Annotated in this window: 24 protein-coding genes; 17 read left to right on the top strand and 7 right to left on the bottom strand. The window is 44.2% G+C overall.

Going from position 1 to position 22798, the window contains the following annotated elements:
- The first annotated feature begins 2 nt into the window (after nucleotides 1–2).
- Complete coding sequence (locus AC5RDV_RS07125) at nucleotides 3–2252, top strand: cation:proton antiporter (RefSeq protein ID WP_282748597.1); 2250 nt, start codon at nucleotides 3–5, stop codon at nucleotides 2250–2252.
- Here the strand turns inward: AC5RDV_RS07125 and AC5RDV_RS07120 are convergent.
- The 4 genes from AC5RDV_RS07120 to AC5RDV_RS07105 form a co-directional block, all read right to left on the bottom strand.
- Nucleotides 2249–2686 (bottom strand): RNA-binding S4 domain-containing protein, encoded by a 438-nt coding sequence (locus AC5RDV_RS07120; RefSeq protein WP_008625600.1) that lies wholly within the window; start codon nucleotides 2684–2686, stop codon nucleotides 2249–2251. The two genes, AC5RDV_RS07125 and AC5RDV_RS07120, sit on opposite strands and share 4 nt — an antisense overlap.
- A gap of 7 nt (nucleotides 2687–2693) precedes the next feature.
- Nucleotides 2694–3257, bottom strand: a complete 564-nt coding sequence (gene pth / locus AC5RDV_RS07115) for an aminoacyl-tRNA hydrolase (RefSeq protein WP_008625598.1) — start codon at nucleotides 3255–3257, stop codon at nucleotides 2694–2696.
- A gap of 14 nt (nucleotides 3258–3271) precedes the next feature.
- Nucleotides 3272–3865 carry a 50S ribosomal protein L25/general stress protein Ctc gene (locus tag AC5RDV_RS07110; protein ID WP_008625595.1) on the bottom strand — a complete coding sequence of 198 codons (594 nt, stop codon included), beginning with the start codon at nucleotides 3863–3865 and terminating at the stop codon, nucleotides 3272–3274.
- A 914-nt stretch (nucleotides 3866–4779) separates the two neighbouring features.
- Nucleotides 4780–5169, bottom strand: coding sequence for a DUF3276 family protein (locus AC5RDV_RS07105; RefSeq protein WP_232038520.1), 390 nt, complete (start codon nucleotides 5167–5169; stop codon nucleotides 4780–4782).
- A gap of 127 nt (nucleotides 5170–5296) precedes the next feature.
- Between AC5RDV_RS07105 and nusB the strand changes: the two genes are divergently transcribed.
- The 10 genes from nusB (at nucleotide 5297) to bamK (ending at nucleotide 14423) form a co-directional block, all read left to right on the top strand.
- The gene (nusB, locus tag AC5RDV_RS07100; RefSeq protein WP_008625591.1) at nucleotides 5297–6229 is read left to right on the top strand and encodes a transcription antitermination factor NusB; all 933 of its coding nucleotides are present in this window, start codon (nucleotides 5297–5299) and stop codon (nucleotides 6227–6229) included.
- A gap of 12 nt (nucleotides 6230–6241) precedes the next feature.
- The gene (gene yajC, locus AC5RDV_RS07095) at nucleotides 6242–6559 is read left to right on the top strand and encodes a preprotein translocase subunit YajC (RefSeq protein WP_008625590.1); all 318 of its coding nucleotides are present in this window, start codon (nucleotides 6242–6244) and stop codon (nucleotides 6557–6559) included.
- Between the two features lie 5 nt (nucleotides 6560–6564).
- The gene (locus tag AC5RDV_RS07090; RefSeq protein WP_282748596.1) at nucleotides 6565–7569 is read left to right on the top strand and encodes a CdaR family protein; all 1005 of its coding nucleotides are present in this window, start codon (nucleotides 6565–6567) and stop codon (nucleotides 7567–7569) included.
- A gap of 1 nt (nucleotide 7570) precedes the next feature.
- On the top strand, nucleotides 7571–8170 hold the full coding sequence (gene coaE, locus AC5RDV_RS07085; protein WP_008625588.1) for a dephospho-CoA kinase: 600 nt from the start codon (nucleotides 7571–7573) through the stop codon (nucleotides 8168–8170).
- A gap of 85 nt (nucleotides 8171–8255) precedes the next feature.
- Nucleotides 8256–8702, top strand: a complete 447-nt coding sequence (locus tag AC5RDV_RS07080; RefSeq protein ID WP_008625587.1) for a DUF5606 family protein — start codon at nucleotides 8256–8258, stop codon at nucleotides 8700–8702.
- 202 nt (nucleotides 8703–8904) lie between these two features.
- Nucleotides 8905–9498 carry an RNA polymerase sigma factor gene (locus AC5RDV_RS07075; RefSeq protein ID WP_282748595.1) on the top strand — a complete coding sequence of 198 codons (594 nt, stop codon included), beginning with the start codon at nucleotides 8905–8907 and terminating at the stop codon, nucleotides 9496–9498.
- A 295-nt stretch (nucleotides 9499–9793) separates the two neighbouring features.
- A complete protein-coding gene (gene rpe, locus AC5RDV_RS07070; protein WP_008625584.1) occupies nucleotides 9794–10444 on the top strand; it encodes a ribulose-phosphate 3-epimerase in 651 nt (216 codons plus the stop codon).
- A 45-nt stretch (nucleotides 10445–10489) separates the two neighbouring features.
- A complete protein-coding gene (locus AC5RDV_RS07065) occupies nucleotides 10490–12604 on the top strand; it encodes a ComEC/Rec2 family competence protein (RefSeq protein ID WP_282748594.1) in 2115 nt (704 codons plus the stop codon).
- A gap of 58 nt (nucleotides 12605–12662) precedes the next feature.
- Nucleotides 12663–13700: a DHH family phosphoesterase gene (locus AC5RDV_RS07060; protein ID WP_008625582.1), complete on the top strand. Its 1038-nt coding sequence runs from the start codon at nucleotides 12663–12665 to the stop codon at nucleotides 13698–13700.
- 24 nt (nucleotides 13701–13724) lie between these two features.
- Nucleotides 13725–14423 (top strand): BamK family beta-barrel-assembly machinery protein, encoded by a 699-nt coding sequence (gene bamK / locus AC5RDV_RS07055; RefSeq protein ID WP_008625581.1) that lies wholly within the window; start codon nucleotides 13725–13727, stop codon nucleotides 14421–14423.
- Here the strand turns inward: bamK and hemW are convergent, their stop codons facing one another.
- On the bottom strand, nucleotides 14424–15614 hold the full coding sequence (gene hemW, locus AC5RDV_RS07050; RefSeq protein WP_282748593.1) for a radical SAM family heme chaperone HemW: 1191 nt from the start codon (nucleotides 15612–15614) through the stop codon (nucleotides 14424–14426).
- A gap of 175 nt (nucleotides 15615–15789) precedes the next feature.
- Between hemW and fusA2 the strand changes: the two genes are divergently transcribed.
- The 3 genes from fusA2 (at nucleotide 15790) to rprY (ending at nucleotide 20520) form a co-directional block, all read left to right on the top strand.
- Complete coding sequence (fusA2, locus tag AC5RDV_RS07045; RefSeq protein WP_282748592.1) at nucleotides 15790–17949, top strand: elongation factor G2; 2160 nt, start codon at nucleotides 15790–15792, stop codon at nucleotides 17947–17949.
- Nucleotides 17950–18256: 307 nt separating this feature from the next.
- Entirely contained in the window at nucleotides 18257–19810 is a 1554-nt protein-coding gene (locus tag AC5RDV_RS07040; protein ID WP_130893360.1) for a sensor histidine kinase, read from the top strand.
- Between the two features lie 5 nt (nucleotides 19811–19815).
- On the top strand, nucleotides 19816–20520 hold the full coding sequence (rprY, locus tag AC5RDV_RS07035; protein WP_008620761.1) for a response regulator transcription factor RprY: 705 nt from the start codon (nucleotides 19816–19818) through the stop codon (nucleotides 20518–20520).
- Nucleotides 20521–20585: 65 nt separating this feature from the next.
- Here rprY and AC5RDV_RS07030 read toward each other — a convergent pair whose 3' ends face one another.
- Both AC5RDV_RS07030 and AC5RDV_RS07025 read right to left on the bottom strand, forming a co-directional pair.
- Complete coding sequence (locus tag AC5RDV_RS07030) at nucleotides 20586–20741, bottom strand: hypothetical protein (protein WP_276786410.1); 156 nt, start codon at nucleotides 20739–20741, stop codon at nucleotides 20586–20588.
- Nucleotides 20742–20865: 124 nt separating this feature from the next.
- A complete protein-coding gene (locus tag AC5RDV_RS07025; protein WP_008625574.1) occupies nucleotides 20866–21312 on the bottom strand; it encodes a MarR family winged helix-turn-helix transcriptional regulator in 447 nt (148 codons plus the stop codon).
- Nucleotides 21313–21538: 226 nt separating this feature from the next.
- On the opposite strand from AC5RDV_RS07025, the gene rpsF reads away from it, so the two are divergent.
- Genes rpsF through rplI form a run of 3 tightly spaced genes read left to right on the top strand, consistent with a single transcriptional unit; the run spans nucleotide 21539 to nucleotide 22615 of the window.
- On the top strand, nucleotides 21539–21880 hold the full coding sequence (rpsF, locus tag AC5RDV_RS07020; RefSeq protein WP_008620765.1) for a 30S ribosomal protein S6: 342 nt from the start codon (nucleotides 21539–21541) through the stop codon (nucleotides 21878–21880).
- Entirely contained in the window at nucleotides 21881–22150 is a 270-nt protein-coding gene (gene rpsR, locus AC5RDV_RS07015) for a 30S ribosomal protein S18 (RefSeq protein ID WP_172604765.1), read from the top strand.
- Nucleotides 22151–22168: 18 nt separating this feature from the next.
- Nucleotides 22169–22615, top strand: coding sequence for a 50S ribosomal protein L9 (rplI, locus tag AC5RDV_RS07010; RefSeq protein ID WP_008625573.1), 447 nt, complete (start codon nucleotides 22169–22171; stop codon nucleotides 22613–22615).
- Nucleotides 22616–22798: the final 183 nt, after the last annotated feature.

Genomic DNA, 22798 nt, shown 5'->3' with positions numbered 1-22798 from the left:
GAATGGAACATCTTCCGGCATTGATTCAGGATTTGGCGTGGATATTGTTAGTCGCCGCCGGGGTATCCCTATTGTTTAAGTGGCTCAAGCAACCGGTTGTGCTAGGTTACATAGTAGCAGGATTCATTGCAGGGCCTCATTTTGTTTATACGCCATCGGTACGGGATGTGGGCAGCATAGATATTTGGGCGCAGATAGGTGTCGTTATCTTGTTGTTTACGTTGGGACTGGAGTTCAGTTTCAAGAAAATACTCAAGATGGGGGCGGCACCGGTCATTGCCGCCCTTACCATTATATTCTGCATGATGTTTTTAGGCACGTCTGTCGGGCATCTGTTCGGATGGAAGAGCATGGATTGCATCTATCTGGGCGGAATGTTGGCCATGTCTTCCACTACCATTATATACAAGGCTTTTCAGGATCTGGGTGTTTTACAGAAAAAGTTCGCGGGAATCGTGCTCAGTGTACTGATTCTGGAGGACATACTGGCCATTGTGTTGATGGTGATGCTATCCACTTTGGCTGTAAGCCATAATATAGAAGGAGAAGAGTTGATAGCGGGATTGCTCCGATTAGGCTTTTTCTTGATACTTTGGTTTGTAGTTGGGTTATATCTCATACCTATTATATTAAGGAAAAACCAAAAGTTCTTGAACAGCGAGACCTTGTTAATCGTATCGTTGGCGCTTTGCTTCGTCATGGCGGTGGTTGCTGTGGAGTCTGGTTTTAGTGCTGCGTTCGGCGCCTTTGTGGTAGGTTCCATCTTGGCCGAAACGGTAGAAGCCGAGCGGATAGAAAGGTTGGTGGCTCCGGTGAAGGATTTGTTCGGTGCCATCTTCTTTGTGTCCGTAGGGATGTTGGTGGACCCGGAAGTATTGGTTGAGTATGCCTGGCCGATAGTAGCCTTGACCTTGACTATCATCGCAGGGCAGGCTTTTTTCGGGACGTTCGGTTTCGTATTGGCCGGGCAGCCGTTGAAAGAGGCGATGAAGTGCGGCTTTAGCATGTCGCAAATAGGGGAGTTTGCTTTTATCATCGCTTCTTTGGGGATGTCGCTTGGCGTGACGAGCCATTACCTCTATCCTATTGTGGTAGCCGTTTCCGTAGTGACGACTTTCACTACGCCTTATATGCTGAAAGCCTCTGGTCCGGCTTATTCCTGGTTGTGCCGCGTGTTGCCCCACGGTTGGGTGGCGTGGTTGGAACGCTATACGCCGGGCGCGGTGGTGCAGAGCCATTCCGGAAATTGGAAGAAACTGATTTCTGCCATGTTGAGGCAGGTTGTGGTCTTTACGATTCTTTCCGTGACGGTCATTGCCCTGTCTTTCCGTTTTCTGTTACCCTTTACCCGCGAGATATTGCCCCATTGGTGGGCGAATGCGCTTTGCGGAGTCGTCACGCTGCTTTGCATCGCTCCTTTTTTGCGGGGTGTCATGGCACGCGGCCGACGTTCGTCTTTGTTTCAGGCCTTGTGGAAGGAAAGTCGTTACAACCGTTTGCCGTTGGTCTTTACGCTTATTGTGAGGTCGGTGGTGGTTTGTATGCTCATTTTCTATATCATCCGCTTTTTAGTGCCGTTTGCCGACCCCTTGTTGTTGTTGTTTACCCTGTTGATTGTAGGGGGAATCTCCTTGTCCCGTCCGTTGCGACGGAATTCCATCCGGATGGAGAAAGTCTTTATGGACAACTTGCATAGTCGGGACATGTTGGCGCGTCGCGATGGTAAGGTGCAGCCCGGTTATGCACAACGTTTATTGTCTAAGGATTTGCATCTGGCTGACTTTGAAATTCCGGAAGAGTCTATTTGGGGAGGCCGGTTGTTGGGTGATTTAAAATTGGGGCAACGTTATGAGGTCAACGTCGTTTCCATCATTCGCGGAACGCACTATATGAATATACCCAACGGCAATGACCGTATTTATCCTCGTGACCATATCCAGGTGATAGGTACGGACGAGCAGATAGAACGTTTTTCCGGTGCATTGGCGAATACGGTCATCGTAGAGGCGGAACTTCAGGACCGTGAGATGCAGTTGAAACAGTTCCTGATTACCGAGGTGTCCGGATTCGTAGGGGTAAAAATAAAAAACAGTGGCATCCGCGACCGGTACCACTGTATGATTGTTGGCATTGAGACCTCCGACGGTATGTTGGAGAAACCTGAAGCCGAGAGGGTTTTCCGTGTCGGAGACATCATTTGGCTAGTAGGGGAGAAAGAAGCCCTGTCACGGCTTTTTGTGGGTAAACCTTAATCGTCTTCCCCGCCTTCTTCGTCTTCGACATCGAAGTCGAACAACAGGTCGTCCAAATATTCGGGTGTGGTGAATTCCTCCAAGCTCCTACGGTCTTTCTTCGTTGGGCGTCCGGTTCCACGGGCGCGACCGACGAAACCGCTCAGGCGACTCATCTCCAAAAGTTCGTATTGTTCTGGTGGAGTGACATTCTCCAGTATTTCCGGAATCAGTTTGGCCCCGACCCGTTTTTCTATGGTCTGCTTGACCTTAAAAGAATAAGTGACAGGAGGTTTGCGCACTTCAATGACATCACCAGGCTTGACGGTGCGTGAAGGTTTCAGTTGCGCTCCCTTCATGGAAACCTGTCCTTTCTTGCAGGCTGCAGCGGCCATCGAACGTGTCTTGAAGATACGGGCGGCCCACAGCCACTTGTCAATTCTCGCTTCGTTCATACTCCTTCTACTTCTTGTTGAATTGGTTCATGGTAATCTGGATACCGGCCAGGCAGAAGCTTTTTATCATTTCGCAAGCCAGTCCCACCCGTTCGTCCATGGTTTCCAAGTCCTCTTCCGTGAATTGTCCCAGTACAAAGCCAATTTGTCCACCCCGGGGAAAATCGTTACCGATGCCGAACCTAAGTCGGGCGTATGCCTGTGTACCTAAGACAGAGGCTATGTTTTTCAATCCGTTATGACCGGCATCACTTCCGCTTGGCTTCATGCGTAGGGCACCGAATGGAAGGGCCAAATCGTCTACGACCACCAGGATACGTTCAAGGGGAACGTTCTCTTTGTTCATCCAGTACCTGACGGCGTTTCCGCTCAAGTTCATGTAGGTGGACGGTTTCAAAAGCACCAATTGCTGCCCTTTCAGCGAGAGGGAAGCCACAGCGCCGTAGCGTTTGTCCTCAAAAACAAGATTGGATGCCTTGGCCAAGGCATCCAATACTCTAAAACCTATATTGTGACGGGTTCCGGCGTATTCGTTTCCGATATTGCCCAAACCGACAATTAAGTATTTCATTCGCTGTCTATGGATTAATTGTCAGCAGATGCGGCAGATCTTGCGCTACGCGTCATCTTAACTTGGCAAACGACAACCTCTTTGCTAGTAACCAACTCCAAACCATCAAAATGCAATTCACCGACTTTGATGGTCTTACCCAATCCCAAGCTCGTCACGTCGATGTTCAGGCGTTCGGGGATTTGAGTATAAACAGATTTTACTTTCAATTTACGTACGGATGCGGCCAAACGTCCACCGGCTTTCACACCTTCTGCCAAACCGTTCAGTTTGATGGGCACTTCCATTATGATGGGTTTGGTTTCAGTGATTTCGTAGAAATCCACATGCAATACGTTGTCTTTTACCGGATGGAATTGAAGCTCTTTCAATACTGCTTTGTATTCCTTACCGTCAATGTTCAAATTTACAACATAGATATCCGGGGAGTAAATCAGGTTGCGCAGTTCATCGTTTGTCGTGGTGAATGCCAATGCGACTGGTGCGCCGTTTTCATCTTTTGCTTCTCCGTACAAATTGCAGGGAACAGCATTGGCTCTACGGATGTCACGGGCAGCTTTCTTGCCGAATACAGTTCTTACTGTACCTTTTACATTAATTTCTTTCATTGCATTAATTTTTTGTGTTACTCTAAATTAAGTGATTTATGCTTAATCTCACCATCACACGATGTGTGCATCTTTCGATGATGCTGAAAAGCGGTGCAAAATTACGGCTTTTCATTGGCATGGCCAAATGTTGCGGGTGTTTTTTTCATATTTCCATCACGCAGTGTAGTCCGGCGAGGAAACTGCCGAGGGCGGATTTGAGGTTGGCGGCTTTCGGTAGCGTTTCCTCTTGCGGTACAGCGGTGCGTGGCGTGTTCGCAGCTTTTTCTGCCTTTCGTTTTTTGTTCCACCTCCTTACGGCATGATGTGCAATCCTTTTGAAATCCATAGTAGCCGTGTTTAGGGTCTGTTTTCTGCCCGCAAATATACGACATGAAAAAGCTCTTGTCAAACCCTTCACCATAACCCTGTTGATTACCAGTCTGTTTACATTTGTAAATCGGAACCTGTATGCTGTGTATCATTTCCCGGTGAAATCCCGGTGAAGGATGTAAAGGCAGAAAGTTCACCTTAAAGCATTGGTACAGAGGGCGTCTGAAGGATGCGAACCCTTTCGCACGAAAAACCGTTTGTGGGAGGTGGGGCAGGGCGTTTGGCACAGCAAAGCCCGTAAAACAGGTGTAGGCATACCTGAAAATCGTTCTCAGCAGATTGAAAAATTGTTTGGCTTAGAACGGAAAATCGTTTGGCGCAGATTGTACGGGCACATCCGACTGCCAATCAAGGCTTTTGTTGAATATTTAGGACAGGAGTGCCAATAAAGTGAATCCTGCATAGAGATATTCCGGGAAAAAAGTATAGCTTGTTTCATGAGTTAGGAATATTAGGTTAATCTTTCCGGAAGCAAATATTGGAGCTATTAAAGGATAGGTTTAGAATCATGTGACCCCAAACCTATCCTTTATATGTTAGCGTTATTCTACATTTAATCCGATATCTTCCACGTTTAAGTCCATGTTAATTTTCAAATCTGAACTTATGTTACTTTCATCACCTGTTGTATTGTGACTTTGTCGCGGTTCTATTCCTGGCTGTTCCTTGCGGACGAAGTTCACAGCTTCTTCCAACCCGGACATAAAGTGCTCGAAATCCTCCTGGTAAAGGAATATCTTATGCTTTTCAAAATTTATGGATGGAGATTCCGTATCTCCCGATATGACTTTTTTGCTTTCTGTGAGGGCTATGAATAATTCACCTTTCCTGTTTTTCTTCACATCCACATAATAAATGCGTTTTCCTGCCTTTACGGATTTGGAAAAGACGATGTCTTTATCTCTTTCCTGGTTCTTTTTGAAATCTTCCATATTTTGCGGTTTATAAATAACTACTTCAAAATTGAGAATATTTTTTAAAACATCCAAAAAAAATGAGGGAAAGATGGCCTTTTTATCTATAAAATACGTACTTTTGCACTGCAATATATAATATTATATGATAAACAGAGAGATTATACGCTTAAAGGTTGTTCAGATTACTTATGCTTATTACCAAAACGGGGGAAAGAACATAGATACGGCGGAAAAAGAACTTTTCTTCAGTTTGGCCAAGGCTTATGATTTGTATAATTACCTATTGGCCCTGATGGTAGAAATCAACCGGATAGCAGAACGTGCCGTAGAGACGGCACAGAGCAGGTATAACCGTATCAAGGTGGGTGAACCGCCCAGTACAAAGTTTATTGACAATCGTTTTATCATGCAGTTGGAAGTAAACAAACAACTGTTGGATTTTCGTGAAAACCAGAAAAAAAGTTGGGTGAACGAAGAAGGGTTTGTGCGTTCGTTGTACAAACAAATCATAGAGACGGATTACTACAAAGAGTATATGGCATCATCCGAGTCTTCTTATGCACAGGATCGTGAGTTATGGCGCAAGATATATAAGAATGTCATTTCTAATAATGAAGAGTTGGACTCCTTGCTTGAAGATATGAGCCTATATTGGAACGACGACAAATATATCGTGGATACGTTTGTGCTGAAGACCATCAAGCGTTTTGACGAGGCTAAAGGAGCCGGACAGGAGCTTTTGCCGGAATTCAAGGATGAAGAAGATCGGGAATTCGCCCATCGTTTGTTCCGTAACACGTTGTTGAATGCGGAGTATTACCGTAAGCTGATAAGCGATAATACAAAGAACTGGGAATTCAATCGGATTGCCCTTATGGATTTGTTGATTATGCAAATTGCATTGGCAGAGATTCTGACTTTTCCCAATATTCCGTTGAATGTCTCATTGAACGAGTATGTAGATATAGCCAAGATCTACAGTACGCCGCGTAGTGGGGCATACGTGAATGGATTGTTGGATGCCGTTTCCAAAAAATTAATAGCAGAGAAAAAATTAGAGAAGACAAACAATTAAAATAATACAACCATGAATTTATTGACAATTTTATTGCAGCAACAAGGCGGAGGCATGTCTATGATTATTATGATGGTCGCTATTTTCGCCATCATGTATTTCTTTATGATTCGTCCTCAGAATAAGAAACAAAAAGAAATCCAGAAATTCAGAAACAGCATCGTTCCGGGTACTGATGTGGTAACGGCAGGCGGAATTTATGGAAAAGTGAAAGAAGTGAATGAACTCGATAATACATTGATGGTGGAGATAGCCTCCGGCGTAAAAATTAAAATCGCTAAGAATTCAGTGTATGCCGGTGCGCCGACCGACACGGCCGCAGGTAAATAACCGTAATGGATTCAGTTCAGTTCAAAAAATACTATACAACAGTCAAGAACTTCTTGTTAGGTCCTAAAAACAAGGAGTTCTTGATTTTTTTGTTTTTTTTCTTCGTCTCTGCGGCTTTCTGGCTGTTGCAATCTTTGAATGAAACATTTGATGTAGAATTGAAAATACCTTTAAAATTGGAAAATGTGCCGTCAGATGTGGTCATTACATCGGATTTGCCTTCTGATTTAAATGTAGTGATAAGAGATAAAGGTACGGTTTTGGTTCGTTATATTTATGGTACGGAACAAGTTCCCGTGCGAGTGGACTATAAGGATTATGACAAGGGAAACGCTTCCGGACGTGTTTCCGTTACGCTTTTGGATGTCCAAAAGAAAGTACAGGCACAGTTGTTGTCTTCCACTCGTATTGTGTCTTTAAAGCCAGATACGTTGGAATATTTTTTTAATAAGGGTGCCCGTAAGAAAGTGCCGGTCAAGTTGGTTGGGGTCGTGGAAACCTCTCCGGAGTATTACCTGCAAAGGGTGGAGTTTACACCTGATTCGGTGGAAGTGTTGGCACCTTCTGCCATTTTGGATACCATAACCGAAGCTTTTATCACTCCGGTTTATTTTTTGGATTTGTCTGCAAACGAAAAAACAATAAGCATGTTGCGCCCAGTGAGAGGGGCGAAGTTCATCCCCGATCAGGTGGAAATGAATGTGATGATAGACTTATATACGGAGAAAACGGTGGAAGTTCCTGTGTTCGGTGTTAATTTTCCTGGCAGTAAGGACTTGCGTACATTTCCTTCAAAAGTAAAAGTTACTTTTCGTGTGGGAATGAGCCAGTTTAAGGAAATTACGGCGGACGATTTTGTATTGGCTGTCACGTACGAAGAACTAATGAAGAATCACAGTTCGAAAATTCAGCTTTATCTAAAGTCGATGCCGTCCGGAGTATCGAATGTGCGTATAGACCCTTCAGAAGTGGATTATTTGATAGAACAAGTACAGGAAGAAAACGAGTGATATGATTAAGGTTGGTCTTACGGGAGGCATTGGTTGCGGGAAAAGTTATGTGGCGGATTTATTACGTCGTCAGCATATTTCCGTGTATGATACGGATAAGGAGGCAAAGCGTTTGATGATGGAATCTGCAACCATTCGCCAGGGATTGGTGGATAGGATCGGAGAGCGGGCTTATACGCCGGATGGAGCATTGAACCGTGAACTGATAGCTTCATATTTATTTGCCTCTCCGCTCCATGCAGAGCGTATCAACCGGCTTGTACATCCGGTGGTGCAAGATGATTTCCTGCAATGGGTGGATAAGCAGAACGGATCGTTGGTCGTTATGGAATGTGCCATTCTTTACGAGTCCGGTTTCGACCGTCTGGTAGATGAAGTCTTGTTGGTACGTGCTCCGGAAAGAGTTTGCATAGAGCGTGTCATGAAACGCGACGGGGCTTCCGAAACTCAGGTAAGGGCGCGTATGGCAGCCCAGATGTCGGACGAAGAGCGTTGCAAGCGGGCGCATTATATTATAAATAATGATGGAAACTCAGACGTGGAGGGTATCTTAAGAGATATGTGGATGAAGATCGGTGGGGGAAGGTTGCATGAAGATTAAGCTTTTTTAGAAAGAAGATTTTGAAAAAAAGTAGGTGAAGGACTATCTTTGCATTTGTTTTAAAAAATAAAATATAAACCTGAATATGTTAGAAACGATTTTGGCTATTTCCGGTAAACCCGGTTTGTATAAGTTGGTTTCGCGTGGAAACCGTAGTTTGATTGTAGAAACGTTGGACGAGGTGAAAAAACGTATGCCGGCTTTTGCTACCGATAAGGTCATTTCCTTGGCAGATATAGCCATGTATACGGATGAAGGTGAAGTGCCTTTGAGGGAAGTTTTGAATAGCCTGAAGAAAAAAGAGAAGGCTCAGCTTTCTGCTTTTGATTATAAAAAGGCTTCACGTGAGGAACTGGCTTCTTATCTTGCAGAGATATTGCCTAATTATGATCGTGACCGCGTTTATCCTGCCGATATCAAGAAGTTGGTAAGTTGGTATAATTTGTTGGTCAAGGCCGGCATGACGGATTTTGACGAGGTCTTGGCTCCTACGGAGGGAGAGCACATTACAGACAGGGCAGAACAGGAATAAGCCTGAAAGTATATAATGTCAAAGAACAGGGAGGGCATGCATGTGTTCTCCCTGTGTTTCTTTAAGCAGAGAATAATTTTTGCCCGTAAATTTGTGTAATTCCAAAATTCTTCTTTTATTTGCATCCTGTTAATTCATTTATTAATTATTAAACGTTTATTGCCTATTGGAATACTCTTACTTAACTATAAAATAAATAAGGATGGAGAGTTTTGCAAATTTGACTGACGAAATGTTGGTTAAACTGTATGCCGGAGGTAATAATGGTGCTTTTGACATCTTGTTGGAGAGATATGAAGAGAAGATTTTTTCTTATATCTTTTTTGTTGTACACAATCAAGATGTGGCTGATGATATATTCCAGGAAACGTTTATGAAAGCTGTGGTGACCATTCAGCAGGGACGTTATGTGGAAAATGGCAAGTTTCAGGCATGGATAACCCGCATTGCCCATAATTTGATTATTGATTATTTCAGGCAGACCCGCAATGAGAATTGTGTGTCTAACGATGAAGTGGAGTATGATTTGTTCAATGACATCAAATTGGCTGAAACGACTGTGGAATCTAAAATGGTGCGGGAACAGGTGCTTGACGATGTGAAACTGTTGGTAGAACACTTGCCCCAAAACCAGAAAGAAGTGGTTTTCATGAGGTATTACCAAGAATTGTCTTTTAAGGAAATTGCAGATATAAAAGGGGTAAGTATCAATACGGCTTTAGGGCGTATGCGTTATGCTTTGTTGAACTTACGTAAGATGGCGGTGAAAAAGGAACTTCATTTGGCTATTTCTTAAAAATAACTATCCTGCGATATACTAAATAAGCGGTCAGAGCGTTATAATAGCAGATTTAAGTAACCTGACAGCTTATGGATATAACTATACCTAATGGAATGCAGCGACCGTCGCGGCGGACTATTGCTTTTCTGAAGCTATTCGCACGCAGTTATAAAGAACTTGAATTTGCAGACGGTGAGTTTGCCAGAATGATTTTGAAGTAAGGTGGCATATTTTACAGTGTGCTTGCTTGCGCATATAGGATATTTAATATAACTTTGTACATATATATGTATTTAAAAATATATGTACTATGAAGCATTTTGTGGCTCCTTCCCTGTTGTCCGCCGATTTCGGAAACCTGAAACCGGAAATGGACATGATTAATCGTAGTGAATGCGATTGGTTGCATATCGACATCATGGATGGTGTGTTTGTCCCCAATATATCTTTCGGTTTTCCTGTTTTGAAGTATGTGGCTCGTTTGTGTGAGAAGCCGTTGGATGTGCATCTGATGATTGTGCAACCGGAAAAGTTTCTGAATGAGGTGAGAGCTTTGGGAGCTTATTCCATGAATGTGCATGTAGAGGCTTGTCCGCATTTGCATCGTGTAGTACAGCAGATCAAGGAAGCCGGTATGAAAGCCGGAGTGACATTGAATCCGGCCACGCCCGTTTCGTCTTTGACGGATATCATCGAGGATGTGGACATCGTCATGTTGATGGCCGTCAATCCGGGCTTCGGAGGCCAGGCCTTTATTCCCCATACATTAGATAAAGTGCGGGAATTGCGCCGTATGATAGACGGAAGCCGGTCGAAAGCCTTAATAGAGGTTGATGGTGGGGTGAACCGTGATACGGGACGGTTGTTGGTCGAGGCCGGTGCGGATGTGTTGGTAGCCGGGAGTGCTGTTTTTCATGCGGCAGATGCCATAGAAGAGATTCGTGTTCTGAAAAATTTGTAGACGCTGGTTGGAATATGTTCGGAATCTTGGCGGAAATACCCTTTTGTGAGGTTGGCTGTTCCGCTTCTTCCCGGTTTGTGGCTGGGACGGTTGTTGTGGCAATATGCGGGAGGCGGTAGCCAGGCGGGTATTTTTCTGTCCATAGGAGTGCTGCTAATTGGAGGGTGGTGCTTGTGTGTTGGTATATATTCATTGCATCGGCGTGCTTGTCATGGTGAGTTGAGAAGCTACGTGTCTTTCGGTATTTCTGTTTGTTTCCTGTTTTTTTTCTTCGGATTGTGGCGTTCCTTTTATGTGTGGGAGAACTTACGTCGGGTTTGGACGGACGAGGAACGTGAGTATCATGCCATATTGTTGAATACTCCTCAAATTTCGCCCCGTACGGTAGGGGCAGAGGCTATGTTGATGTCCGGAAACGGTCTCGCTATGAGGCAAACCAGCAAATTATGGTTGACCTTTTCGAGGGATTCTTTGGCGGAAACTTTGCGGACGGGAGATGAGTTGTTTTTTAAGGGGCGTATCCGGAGACCGAAAAACAAAGGTAATCCGGAAGAGTTCGATTATGCGGAATATTTGGCCGTGAAAGGCATATCGGGCCGTGTATTCATCGGAAAGGAGCGTTGGAAACGAATCCATGGATATGAGGATAAGGAGCGGCATCTTTCTTTGGGGATAGATTTGCGCATCAAAGCTCTGTTATGGCGAGATAGAATATTGGAGGTATATCGAAATACCGGTTTGCAGGGTGAGGCTTTGGACTTGTTTGCAGCTTTGACTTTAGGGGAAAAGTCGGGACTGTCGGATGAGTTGAAGGATATTTATGCGGGAGTCGGTGTCAGTCATGTGTTGGCTTTGTCTGGCATGCATCTTGGCTTTTTGGTAGCGATGTTGAATTTATTTATACTGAGCTATTGTAGGAGGCACTATTTGCGGCTACTGGGGGCGATGCTTGCTACGGTACTGGTTTGGGGGTATACCTTTTTGGCCGGTTTGCCTCCTTCTCTTGTGAGGGCGGCACTGATGTATTCCTTGATGTTGTCCGGTTCTTTGGTCGGTCGTTCGGGGTTTTCAGTTAATTCTTTAGCCATGAGTGCGGTGTTGATGTTGTGCATCAATCCTTTATGGTTCTATGATGTGGGCTTTCAACTATCTTTTTTAGCCATGTTCGGTATTCTGACGATATGTCCCCGGTTTCAGGAGTTGCCGTTGATGCAATGGCGTTATGTGAGGTGGATTTTTCAAAGTTTGTTGGTGTCATTCGCAGCGCAGTTATTCACCGTTCCTTTGGTGGCTTATCGTTTCGGTACATTTTCGTTTTATTCGGCATGGGCGACTTTGGTAGTATCTCCTTTAACGGCACTATTGATTTATGGGATGCCTCTGATATTATTATCTGGGATTACTGGTATCGGTACAACAGTTTGTGCGTGGTGGATTGCCCGGGTGGGCACGTGGCAAAATGACAGTCTGCGTGCGATGATGGAGTGGCCGTATGCTGTGGTCCATACGGATTGGTCACTATGGTTTACGCTGTGGTGCTATGTAGTATTGTGTGCTTGGCTGATGCCTTTCTGCCGGTCTTATGCCCGACGGGTACAGTTCGGACTTATGAGTGTGATATTGACTTTGTGTGCCTTTGCTGTAAACAGGCAGTTTTGCAGGATCCGACCGGAAATCGTGTTTTATAATCACTCTTCATGTCCGTCTGTCCACGTGATTTATTCACCGGAACGCTCTTATTTGTTCTCGACTGAAGAGGATAGTGTGAGGGAGCGTATGTCTTATATTGCAGAATCCTTTTGGGCAAAGAAGCTTTCGGACGTACCTGTGGTCGTGACCGCTGATTTCAGGGATGACTATATTTCTTCCGTACATGGTTTGGTGGCGGGTAGGAACGGCATCTCCTTTTTGATGCTTACGGATGACCGTTGGGATGGGATAAAAGGAATGTGTCAGGCTGAGGTCGATTATCTTTATGTTTGTCGCGGCTATCATGGCAGTATGCATGAGCTGTCTCGTTTGTTCAATCCCCGTTGTGTGGTGTTGGATGCTTCTTTGTGGCGAAATGAAAGGAGGCGTTATATTCAAGAATGTGACAGATTAGGTTGGAGTTTCCATGATATGGAAGCCAAAGGAGCGTTAAAAGTTGCTTTAAATTGAGGAACAGCAGACTTTTTATAGTATATTTGTAAATTATAAACCGTAATACAATTTTTATATGTTGGATAATCTCTTGTCCGAAGTAGACGTGCAGCGTTTGCGTACGTTACTGGATAAGGCGCACAATATCATCATTACATGTCATGTGTCTCCCGATGGAGATGCCATGGGTGCTGTTTTGGCCTTTTCCCATTTCCTATGGCGAAAAGGCAAAAATGCCCAACCCGTGGTTCCGAATATCTTTCCTGATTTCTTGAAATGGATGCCCGGAGTGGAACGTGTCCGCATTCATGAGAAACATGAAAATGAAGTAGCTCCTTTGGTGGCGGCGGCTGACTTGATTATTTGTTTGGATTTCAACGCCCCCGATCGTTTGCAGGGATTACAGAAACCCGTGATGGATTCCCGAACTCCTAAGATTATGATAGACCATCATCTTGATCCAGTAGATTTTTGTGATTGGGCTGTTTCTCGGCAAGAGATGAGTTCGACGTGTGAATTACTTTATCGTATATTGGTGCAGTTGGAAGGCGTGGAGCCGATGACGTATGAGGAAGCGGTATGTCTTTACACAGGGATGATGACGGATACTGGTTGTTTTTCCTATAATTCCAATCGCAGCGATATTTATTATATTATAGGCCGCCTGCTGACAAAAGGCATCGACAAAGACAAGATATACCGCAATGTATTTTTCAATTACTCAGCTGAGCGTTTTCGGTTGATGGGGTATATGCTATATGTCAAACTGGAGTATTTTCCGGAATATCATGCTTCATTGATGACTTTAACAAGAGAAGAACAGAAGCGGTTTTCGCATAGGAAAGGCGATACGGAGGGGTTCGTGAATATACCGCTCCAAATCGGGAAATCCCGTCTTTCGGTATTTCTGCGTGAAGATACCGAACGCCATGCAATTCGCGTGTCCTTGCGTTCTGTGGATGATTTTCCCTGTAACCGGATGGCGGCAGAGTTCTTCAATGGCGGGGGCCATTTGAATGCTTCGGGCGGGGAACTTTCTTGTACGATGGATGAGGCCGTACAGATTGTCCGCAAGGCTTTGAAGAAATATACTTCTCTATTGACAGATAGATGAAATGTGATTTATAAAAAACTAAATATGAGAAAGATTATTTATATTTTGTTTGCCGTGTTAGGTGTTGGAGGGGGATTGCAGAGTTGTGACGACGGGGAAACATACGCCGAGCAACGGGAGAAAGAGCGTGATGCCATTTCGGCTTTTCTGAACCGTGATGTTGTAATCCGTTTGAGTGACGGGGAAGAATTGATTCATGTCGGTAAAATCAATACGATTTCCGAAGGGGAGTTTTATGCCCAGGACAGTACGACCAATCTCGAAAGAAACGAATACGTTGTCTTTGAGAATACCGGTGTGTATATGCAGATTGTACGTAAAGGGGCAGGTGAAAAGATGAAGAACGGCCAACAGAAGCGCATCATTTGCCGTTATACGGAGTTCAATATTTTAAGGGATTCCGTGCAGACTACGAACAATTCGGCTTACTGGCAGACGAACCCTGACATCATGGACGTGACGGATACTTACGGAACCTTTACCGCTTCATTCAATACATCAGTGAATGGGGGTGGGGCGATGTATCAGTATTACGGTTCGAAAGCAGTGCCTGCCGGGTGGTTGGTTCCTTTAACCTATATCAATATCGGTCGTCAAATCAATGCAGATGAAGAGATAGCCAAAGTTCGTCTCATTGTACCACATTCACAGGGGCATAGTGATGCTTCTTCTAATGTGTACCCTTGTTTTTATGAAATCACTTATCAGGAGATGAGGAATTAGTCAGTCTGGAACGTAAAGCAAATCACTCATAATGCCGTCGGAAAGAAAGATTCCCCGGCGTGTCAGTTTGAGCAAGCCTTCGGGGGCTTGCTCTTTTTTTTCCATAATTTCGAGCTGTCCGTTTCTCAGGTGGACGGCGGCAGCTTGCAGGCAGTAATCCGTTAATGGTTGGCCGAATTTTCGTTTCAATTCGCTCAGGTTTAGTCCGTCGGACGTGCGTAAGGAAGTAATGATGCAATCATTGTATCTTTCGTATAGGTTCAGCTCTTCCTGCTCTATCCATGGTGCGCGGTTGAAGTCTTCAGAGGAGAAGCATTTCCCCACTTTGTCTATATAGACGTTCAGATCCGGATGGTTCCATTGTCGGTTACGTCCGTCGAAAGAATGGGCCGAAGGGCCGCATCCTAAATAAGGAATGCCTTTCCAGTAACTGGAATTATGTCGGGAACGGAAGCCCGGGCGGGCAAAGTTGGAAATTTCATAATGCTCGAAACCGGCATTTTCGAGTCGGTACATTAAAAGACTGAACATTTCCAGGCTTAGTTCTTCGTCAGCTTCTTCCACTACATGCCGTTTGCGCATTTTCCAAAGTGGAGTGCCTTCTTCGTAGATGAGCGCGTATGCCGAAATATGTTGTACGTTCAAGGAAAGTGCTGTGTCCACGTCCGTTTCCCATTCGCGAAGGGATTGTGCCGGTAGGCCGTAAATCAAGTCGATGCTGATGTTGTCGAATCCGGTGTCCTGACAGTCATGTACTGCGCGGATGGCTTGCTCTCCACTATGTCGGCGGTGGAGCAGACGTAGTTTACCATCGTCGAATGTCTGTACCCCCATGCTTAGCCTATTGACGGGCAGAGTATGGAGTGATTTGATTTTTCGTGGAGTGAGGTCGTCCGGATTGGCCTCGATGGTAACTTCTGCCCGGTCGGACACGTTGTAGGTTTGGAATAATGCTTCGAAGATTGGTTCGAGTAAAGACGTGTCGAGCGTGGAAGGGGTCCCGCCTCCTATATATATCGTTTCAATTACGGGCATTTGTCCGTCTTGTTGCAAGTAATTCGCCCTTAAACGCAATTCGTTCGTCAGGGCACTTATGTAAGCCTTGTCTTTTTCCCCACATGTTGTGGAATAAAAGTCGCAATATACACAACGGCTTGTGCAAAAAGGAATATGGATGTAAATTCCGGCCATATATAATAAGGTGTAAAACTGTGGTGCAAAGGTAGTGAAAGAAGGAAAAAGAACCCGAAAAGGCAGACTATGTTTAAAAACATAATGAACAAAATCACGGAATCGTTGGCTGTATGGGATTTTATTGCTAAATTTCGTGCCGTTTAGTTGTTACCTTTAAATTAAATGTTACACGATGAAAGTATATCAAACAAACGAGATTAAAAACATAGCCCTGTTGGGAAATGATGGTTCCGGTAAAACAACACTCACGGAAGCCTTGCTTTATGAGGCCGGATTGATTAAGCGCCGCGGAAGAATTACGGCCAAGAACACGGTGAGTGACTATTTTCCGGTGGAACAGGAATACGGTTATTCGGTTTTTTCCACAGTGTATCATGTGGAATGGAACAATAAGAAACTGAATATCATAGACTGTCCGGGTTCGGATGATTTTGTGGGTGCGGCGTTGACGGCACTGAATGTGACGGATACGGCCGTGTTGCTGTTGAACGGGCAATACGGTGCGGAAGTCGGGACGCAGAATCATTTCAGATATACGGAAAAGTTAGGGAAGCCCGTGATTTTTCTGGTAAACCAGTTGGATGATGAAAAGTGCGATTACGATGCCATATTGGAGCAGTTGACTTCCATTTACGGCAACAAGGTCGTTCCGGTGCAGTATCCGATAAAAACAGGGCCGGACTTCAATGCCTTGATTGACGTGTTGCTGATGAAGAAATACTCCTGGGGGCCTGAAGGTGGAGAACCGACGATAGAAGAAATCCCGGAAGACCAGAAAGAGAAGGCCATGGAGATGCACAAGGTATTGGTTGAGGCCGCTGCCGAGAACGACGAAACATTGATGGAGAAATTCTTTGAGAGCGAAACGCTGACCGAAGACGAGATGCGTGAGGGTATCCGCAAGGGATTGGCAGCACGGGGGATGTTCCCGGTGTTCTGTGTTTGTGCGGGAAAGGATATGGGTGTACGGCGCTTGATGGAATTTTTGGGCAATGTCGTGCCTTTCGTCAGCGAGATGCCCAAAGTGCATAATACCAGAGGTATGGAGGTGACTCCCGATGTAGACGGCCCGACTTCGCTTTATTTCTTCAAGACCGGCGTAGAACCTCATATCGGCGAGGTGCAGTACTTCAAGGTGATGAGTGGCAAGGTACATGAAGGTGATGATTTGAACAATGCCGACCGCGGGTCGAAAGAACGCATGTCGCAGTTGTTCGTTTGTGCGGGTGCCAACCGTATTAAGGTGGAAGAATTGGTGGCCGGAGATATCGGTTGCACGGTGAAGCTGAAGGATGTGAAGACGGGGAATACGTTGAATGATAAAAATAGCGAGAACCGTTTCAATTTCATCAAATATCCCAATCCGAAGTATACCCGTGCGGTAAAGGCGGTGAACGAGGCAGAGACCGAGAAGATGATGAATGCCTTGAACCGTATGCGTGAGGAAGATCCCACGTGGGTAGTGGAGCAGAGCAAAGAATTGCGTCAGATACTGGTACACGGACAAGGGGAATTCCATTTGCGTACGTTGAAGTGGCGTATGGAAAATAATGAAAAGATTGCCATTAAGTTCGAAGAACCTCGCATTCCTTATCGTGAGACCATTACGAAGGCTGCGCGTGCCGACTACCGTCATAAGAAACAGTCGGGAGGAGCGGGGCAGTTCGGCGAAGTACATTTGATTGTGGAACCCTATTATGAAGGTATGCCCGATCCGGAAGTATATCGTTTCAACGGACAAGAGTTCCGGATTAATGCGCGCAGCAAGGAAGAAGTACCCTTAGAGTGGGGCGGCAAGCTCGTCTTTATCAACTCTGTGGTGGGTGGTGCCATTGATGCCCGTTTCATGCCGGCTATTCTGAAAGGTGTGATGCAGCGTATGGAACAAGGCCCGTTGACGGGTAGTTACGCCCGCGATGTCCGTGTCATCGTGTACGACGGAAAGATGCATCCCGTAGATTCCAATGAAATTTCTTTCATGTTGGCCGGGCGTAATGCTTTCAGTATGGCGTTTAAAGAGGCCGGGCCGAAGATTCTGGAGCCTATTTACGACGTGGAGGTCTTTGTTCCCAGTGACAAGATGGGTGATGTGATGAGCGATTTGCAAGGACGCCGAGGCATGATTATGGGGATGACTAGCGAGAACGGTTATGAGAAACTTGTGGCCAAAGTGCCGTTGAAGGAGATGTCCAATTATTGTACCTCTTTAAGTTCCATTACCGGTGGTCGTGCTTCTTTCATCATGTCGTTTGCCAGCTACGAACTGGTACCGGCAGACGTGCAAGAGAAACTGGTTAAGGATTTTGAGGCTAAACAAGGTAAAGAAGAATAATAAACTAAGCTACTGGAGGTATCCCGCTTTTCGACTTTTTGCTTGAGTATGCAAGTAAGTTGAAGGGCGGGATTTTTTCGTTTGCTGCACAATAAAAACGTATCTTAGGAACAGGTGGGAGGCACTGCTTGAGGGATACATGCAGATATTTTTTCTCGGCGACTGAATACTTATTTTTAAGATAAAGCATTCCTTGTTTGCTTGTATAAATCATTTTGTATTACTTTGTTGTTAATAACGTTAAACTCAATGAAGGAATAAGTTTTTATGAGCTTAATGCCCGTTTTCGATATGTATATTTGCTGATATGAAAAGGTCTACAATCTGGATAGTAAGTGTAATTATCGGAGTTTCGTTTTTGGGACTTCTTTTGTTGCAGATGCGCTACATCGAGCAGATGGTGAAGATGCGGAAGGAACAATTTGACGAATCCGTAGTTCGTAGTCTGAATCAGGCATCCCGCAATTTGGAGCAGAACGAGACGTTTCGTTATCTGGAGAACTTTACGCGGGACAATTTAAGCCCGAGTTCGGATTCTTTGCCTAAACTTTATATGGGCGGGATAGTCGGTACTGTAGATGCGAGCAACGGTGTAGGAGTTGCACACGGGGGAGAAAAGATATATTCCGATTTCGAATTGCATACGATAGTGAAGCATCCTTCCACTATGCCGAAAGTGTTGCGTATCGAGCGTAATAATTCGATTGACGAGGCCACCAGGTCGTTTCAGGAGTATGTGAAGAATGCGTATGTATATCATAAGGGTTTGCTTGACGAAGTAATATACACTATCTTGTATAAAGCGAGTGAGAAACCCCTGGAAGAGCGGATTAATTTCAAATTGCTGGATCAGGACATCCGTAATGCGCTTGAAAATAACGGAATCAGTATTCCTTATCATTTCACGGTGGCTACCAATGACGGACGGGAGGTATACCGATGCCCGGATTACGAGGAGAAAGGAAAAGACTATTCATACTCCCAGGTGTTGTTCCGTAATGACCCTGCGGGTAAAATCGGCATTGTGAGGATTCATTTTCCGGATATGAATTCCTATTTGTTGGAAACGGCACGGATGATGATTCCGGCATTGGCCTTTACCATCATTCTGTTTGTCACTTTTGTCTTTACGATATATGTGATATTCCGTCAGAAAAAGGTGACGGAGATGAAAAATGACTTCATCAACAATATGACGCATGAATTCAAGACTCCGATTTCGTCTATTTCATTGGCCGCCCAGATGCTGAGCGACCAGTCGATAAAGAAGAGCGAGGCGATGTACGAGAATCTTTCGCGGGTCATTAACGACGAGACCAAGCGTTTACGTTTTCAGGTGGAAAAAGTACTGCAAATGTCTTTGTACGACAGAGATAACATTGCGTTCAAGCAGAAAGAGTTGGATGCACATCAGTTGTTGGCGGGAGTCATTAAGACGTTTACTTTGAAAGTGTCGCAGAATGGAGGAAGTATATCGTCTGATTTCAAAGCCGAACAGGCGGAGATTTATGTGGATGAGATGCACTTTACGAATGTGATATTCAATTTGATGGATAATGCGGTCAAATACAAGCGTGATGATGTGGAACTGCATTTGACTCTTCGGACATGGAATACGGGGGACAAGATCAATATTTCAATAGAAGATAACGGCATAGGCATACAGAAAGATGACTTGAAGAGGATTTTCGATAAGTTTTATCGTGTGCATACTGGCAATAAACATGATGTCAAAGGTTTCGGCTTAGGACTGGCCTACGTCAAGAAAATCGTGGGGTTACAGAATGGCGTGATACATGCAGAAAGCGAATACGGTCATGGAACGAAATTTATAATCACATTACCAACAATAAAAAAATAAGAATTATGGAAGAAAAATTGCGAATATTATTATGCGAGGACGATGAGAGCCTGGGCATGTTGCTGAGAGAGTATTTACAGGCCAAGGGTTATGAGGCGGAACTGTTTCCGGACGGAGATGCCGGTTACAAGGCATTTTTGAAGAACCGTTACGAAATGTGTGTGTTGGACGTTATGATGCCAAAGAAGGATGGATTCCAGTTGGCACAGGAAATCCGACAGGTCAATGCTGAAATACCTATCATATTCCTGACGGCCAAAAACCTGAAGGAGGATATTTTCGACGGATTTAAAATAGGGGCTGATGACTATATCACTAAACCTTTCTCGATGGAAGAACTGGTATTCCGTATGGAGGCCATCTTGCGCCGTGTGAGGGGTAAGAAAGTAAAGGAGACGAACATGTATAAACTGGGTCGTTTTACTTTCGATACGCAACGGCAGATTTTGGCTATCGGTGACAAGCAAACCAAGTTGACAACCAAGGAAAGTGAGTTGCTTTCATTGCTTTGTGCGCATGCCAATGATGTATTACAACGTGAACTGGCATTGAAGACGATTTGGATTGATGACAATTACTTCAATGCACGGAGCATGGATGTGTATATCACAAAATTGCGCAAGCATCTGAAAGACGACCCTTCCATTGAGATTAACAACGTCCATGGAAAAGGTTATCGTTTGATTATCCCCACAACAGAAGAGGAATAAGAACAGATAACGTAAGAATGGCCCCGGATTTCCTTGAGGAACATCCGGGGCCATTCTTTTACCTCTTAATCTTGTATTTTCTTGTTCATGACAATGTGGACGATAATACCGACCACAATAGCCAATAAGGCTATACCGTTAGGCCAGTTATAATCAAGCCAGTTGCATACATAACTCAGAACCAATACCGCAGTTCCCAGAACGATTAAGAGAATACCCAAATTCTTTAAAAAATTATTCATTGTATGTTTCTTTTTATGTTTTTCTCCATTCAGCCTACAAATTAAAGCATAATTATTTAAACTCCGAAACTTTTCATAGAAAAAAAGACGGAAAAGGAGCATTTTAATCCTTTGTGTTTAAAAACACTTTTCTTAAAACTTCCTGGCTTATGCTTAATTCTTCCACACTAAGGCCACGCAGGGCCTCTTTCAGGGTCTTGTTGGCGATAAATCTCGATTTCTCTTCCAAATCCCGTCCAGTCTTGGTCAGATGAATCAGGTTGATTCTCCGGTCTGTTTTCCCGGATATTCTGACAACGAGGTTCAGGCGCTCCATATTGTCGATCAGCCGTGTCATACTCGGTTTGTCCTTGAAAGTCGCGTTACACAATTCTTGTTGCGTGACACCGTCTTTTTCCCATAGATATAACAACACCGTCCATTGTTCCGGAGTAATGTCCACATTGTATAGCCGGAAGTTACGGTAGAGCTTGCGGTTGATTGCTGCCGACACCTTCCCGTTCAGGATGGCAAAGATTAATTTTATATCGAAATTGAATTGTTCGCTCATGTCCTTCAGATTGTTCGACCATACAAAGGTATGATATTTATTACAGATTGTGGCCGTGTGAGCTTCTTAAATTTCTTTAAAGCTTTAGGCAGCTACTTTTCCAACCTCTCTTTTTCTGAAGCTTTGATTGGATTTAAAGCTTAGAAAATTTGCATAATAGCGGAAAAACACGTAATTTTGCACCGCATTTTTGCAAAAACATTATTAATTATTTATTTAACGGATTATGAATCAATACGAAACCGTTTTCATTTTAACTCCCGTTTTATCTGACGACCAGATGAAGGAAGCGGTCAACAAGTTCAGGGGTATCCTCACTGACAACGGTGCAGAGATTATCAATGAAGAGAACTGGGGCCTGAAGAAATTGGCTTACGCCATTGAAAAGAAGTCCACGGGATTTTATATCCTTATGGAGTTCAAGGCGCAGCCTGAAGTGATTAAAACTTTGGAAGTCAATTTCCGTCGTGATGAGAAAGTACTTCGCTTTTTGACTATCAAAATGGAGAAGTATGCAGCAGAATACGCTGAGAAGAGAAGAAATAACAAATCAAAAAAGGAGGATTAAATCATGGCACAGCAATCAGAAATCAGATATTTGACTCCGCCGACCGTAGACGTGAAGAAGAAAAAGTACTGCCGTTTCAAGAAAAGCGGTATTAAGTACATTGATTATAAGGATCCCGAATTCTTGAAGAAATTCTTGAATGAGCAGGGTAAGATTTTGCCCCGTCGCATTACAGGTACTTCTTTGAAGTATCAGCGTCGTGTAGCACAGGCTGTCAAGAGAGCCCGTCATTTGGCACTTCTTCCATTTGTAACAGATATGATGAAATAATAATAAGGAGGAGTAAGCATGGAAATTATATTGAAAGAAGATATTATAGGCTTGGGCTACAAGAATGATATTGTAGACGTAAAGTCAGGTTACGGTCGTAACTACCTTATTCCTACCGGTAAGGCTGTGATTGCTTCAGATTCTGCCAAGAAAATGTTGGCTGAGGATTTGAAGCAGCGTGCTCATAAGTTGGAGAAAATCAAGAATGAGGCTCAGGCATTGGCTGATAAGTTGGCTGAGGTTGCTCTGACTATTCCTACTAAGGTGAGTGCTACGGGTGTCATCTATGGCTCGGTAAACAGTTTGCAGATTGCAGACGAGTTGAAGAAGCTTGGTTTTGATATTGACCGTAAGATTATTGTAGTGAAAGATGTGAAAGCAGTGGGTTCATATCATGCTACTGTAAAATTGCATAAGGAAGTTTCTGTTGAGATACCTTTTGAGGTTGTAGCGGAAGAAGCTTAATTATAAGGGCTATTTATATTGTGTGTTATTTATAGGGGGAATATCCAATGAAGGGTGTTCCCCTTTTTTATTAATCAGATTTATCGTGCCAAAAGAGATGGATTCCGAAAAGAAGGGATTGGTATAAAAAAAATAGAGACCATACTCGCGTATGATCTCTTGTTCCTTTTAGTTCGTATCTGT

The organism is Paraprevotella sp., from assembly GCF_986071375.1.
The sequence above is the reverse complement of the archived record's forward strand: the minus strand, read 5'-3'. Positions and strand labels throughout refer to the sequence as shown.

Bases quoted from the DNA above. Each gene is read 5' to 3' on its own strand.
- AC5RDV_RS07125 (WP_282748597.1), top strand. From the start codon at position 3: ATGGAACATCTTCCGGCATTGATTCAGGATTTGGCGTGGATATTGTTA.
- AC5RDV_RS07120 (WP_008625600.1), bottom strand. From the start codon at position 2,686: ATGAACGAAGCGAGAATTGACAAGTGGCTGTGGGCCGCCCGTATCTTC.
- pth (WP_008625598.1), bottom strand. From the start codon at position 3,257: ATGAAATACTTAATTGTCGGTTTGGGCAATATCGGAAACGAATACGCC.
- AC5RDV_RS07110 (WP_008625595.1), bottom strand. From the start codon at position 3,865: ATGAAAGAAATTAATGTAAAAGGTACAGTAAGAACTGTATTCGGCAAG.
- AC5RDV_RS07105 (WP_232038520.1), bottom strand. From the start codon at position 5,169: ATGGAAGATTTCAAAAAGAACCAGGAAAGAGATAAAGACATCGTCTTT.
- nusB (WP_008625591.1), top strand. From the start codon at position 5,297: ATGATAAACAGAGAGATTATACGCTTAAAGGTTGTTCAGATTACTTAT.
- yajC (WP_008625590.1), top strand. From the start codon at position 6,242: ATGAATTTATTGACAATTTTATTGCAGCAACAAGGCGGAGGCATGTCT.
- AC5RDV_RS07090 (WP_282748596.1), top strand. From the start codon at position 6,565: ATGGATTCAGTTCAGTTCAAAAAATACTATACAACAGTCAAGAACTTC.
- coaE (WP_008625588.1), top strand. From the start codon at position 7,571: ATGATTAAGGTTGGTCTTACGGGAGGCATTGGTTGCGGGAAAAGTTAT.
- AC5RDV_RS07080 (WP_008625587.1), top strand. From the start codon at position 8,256: ATGTTAGAAACGATTTTGGCTATTTCCGGTAAACCCGGTTTGTATAAG.
- AC5RDV_RS07075 (WP_282748595.1), top strand. From the start codon at position 8,905: ATGGAGAGTTTTGCAAATTTGACTGACGAAATGTTGGTTAAACTGTAT.
- rpe (WP_008625584.1), top strand. From the start codon at position 9,794: ATGAAGCATTTTGTGGCTCCTTCCCTGTTGTCCGCCGATTTCGGAAAC.
- AC5RDV_RS07060 (WP_008625582.1), top strand. From the start codon at position 12,663: ATGTTGGATAATCTCTTGTCCGAAGTAGACGTGCAGCGTTTGCGTACG.
- bamK (WP_008625581.1), top strand. From the start codon at position 13,725: ATGAGAAAGATTATTTATATTTTGTTTGCCGTGTTAGGTGTTGGAGGG.
- hemW (WP_282748593.1), bottom strand. From the start codon at position 15,614: ATGGCCGGAATTTACATCCATATTCCTTTTTGCACAAGCCGTTGTGTA.
- fusA2 (WP_282748592.1), top strand. From the start codon at position 15,790: ATGAAAGTATATCAAACAAACGAGATTAAAAACATAGCCCTGTTGGGA.
- AC5RDV_RS07040 (WP_130893360.1), top strand. From the start codon at position 18,257: ATGAAAAGGTCTACAATCTGGATAGTAAGTGTAATTATCGGAGTTTCG.
- rprY (WP_008620761.1), top strand. From the start codon at position 19,816: ATGGAAGAAAAATTGCGAATATTATTATGCGAGGACGATGAGAGCCTG.
- AC5RDV_RS07025 (WP_008625574.1), bottom strand. From the start codon at position 21,312: ATGAGCGAACAATTCAATTTCGATATAAAATTAATCTTTGCCATCCTG.
- rpsF (WP_008620765.1), top strand. From the start codon at position 21,539: ATGAATCAATACGAAACCGTTTTCATTTTAACTCCCGTTTTATCTGAC.
- rplI (WP_008625573.1), top strand. From the start codon at position 22,169: ATGGAAATTATATTGAAAGAAGATATTATAGGCTTGGGCTACAAGAAT.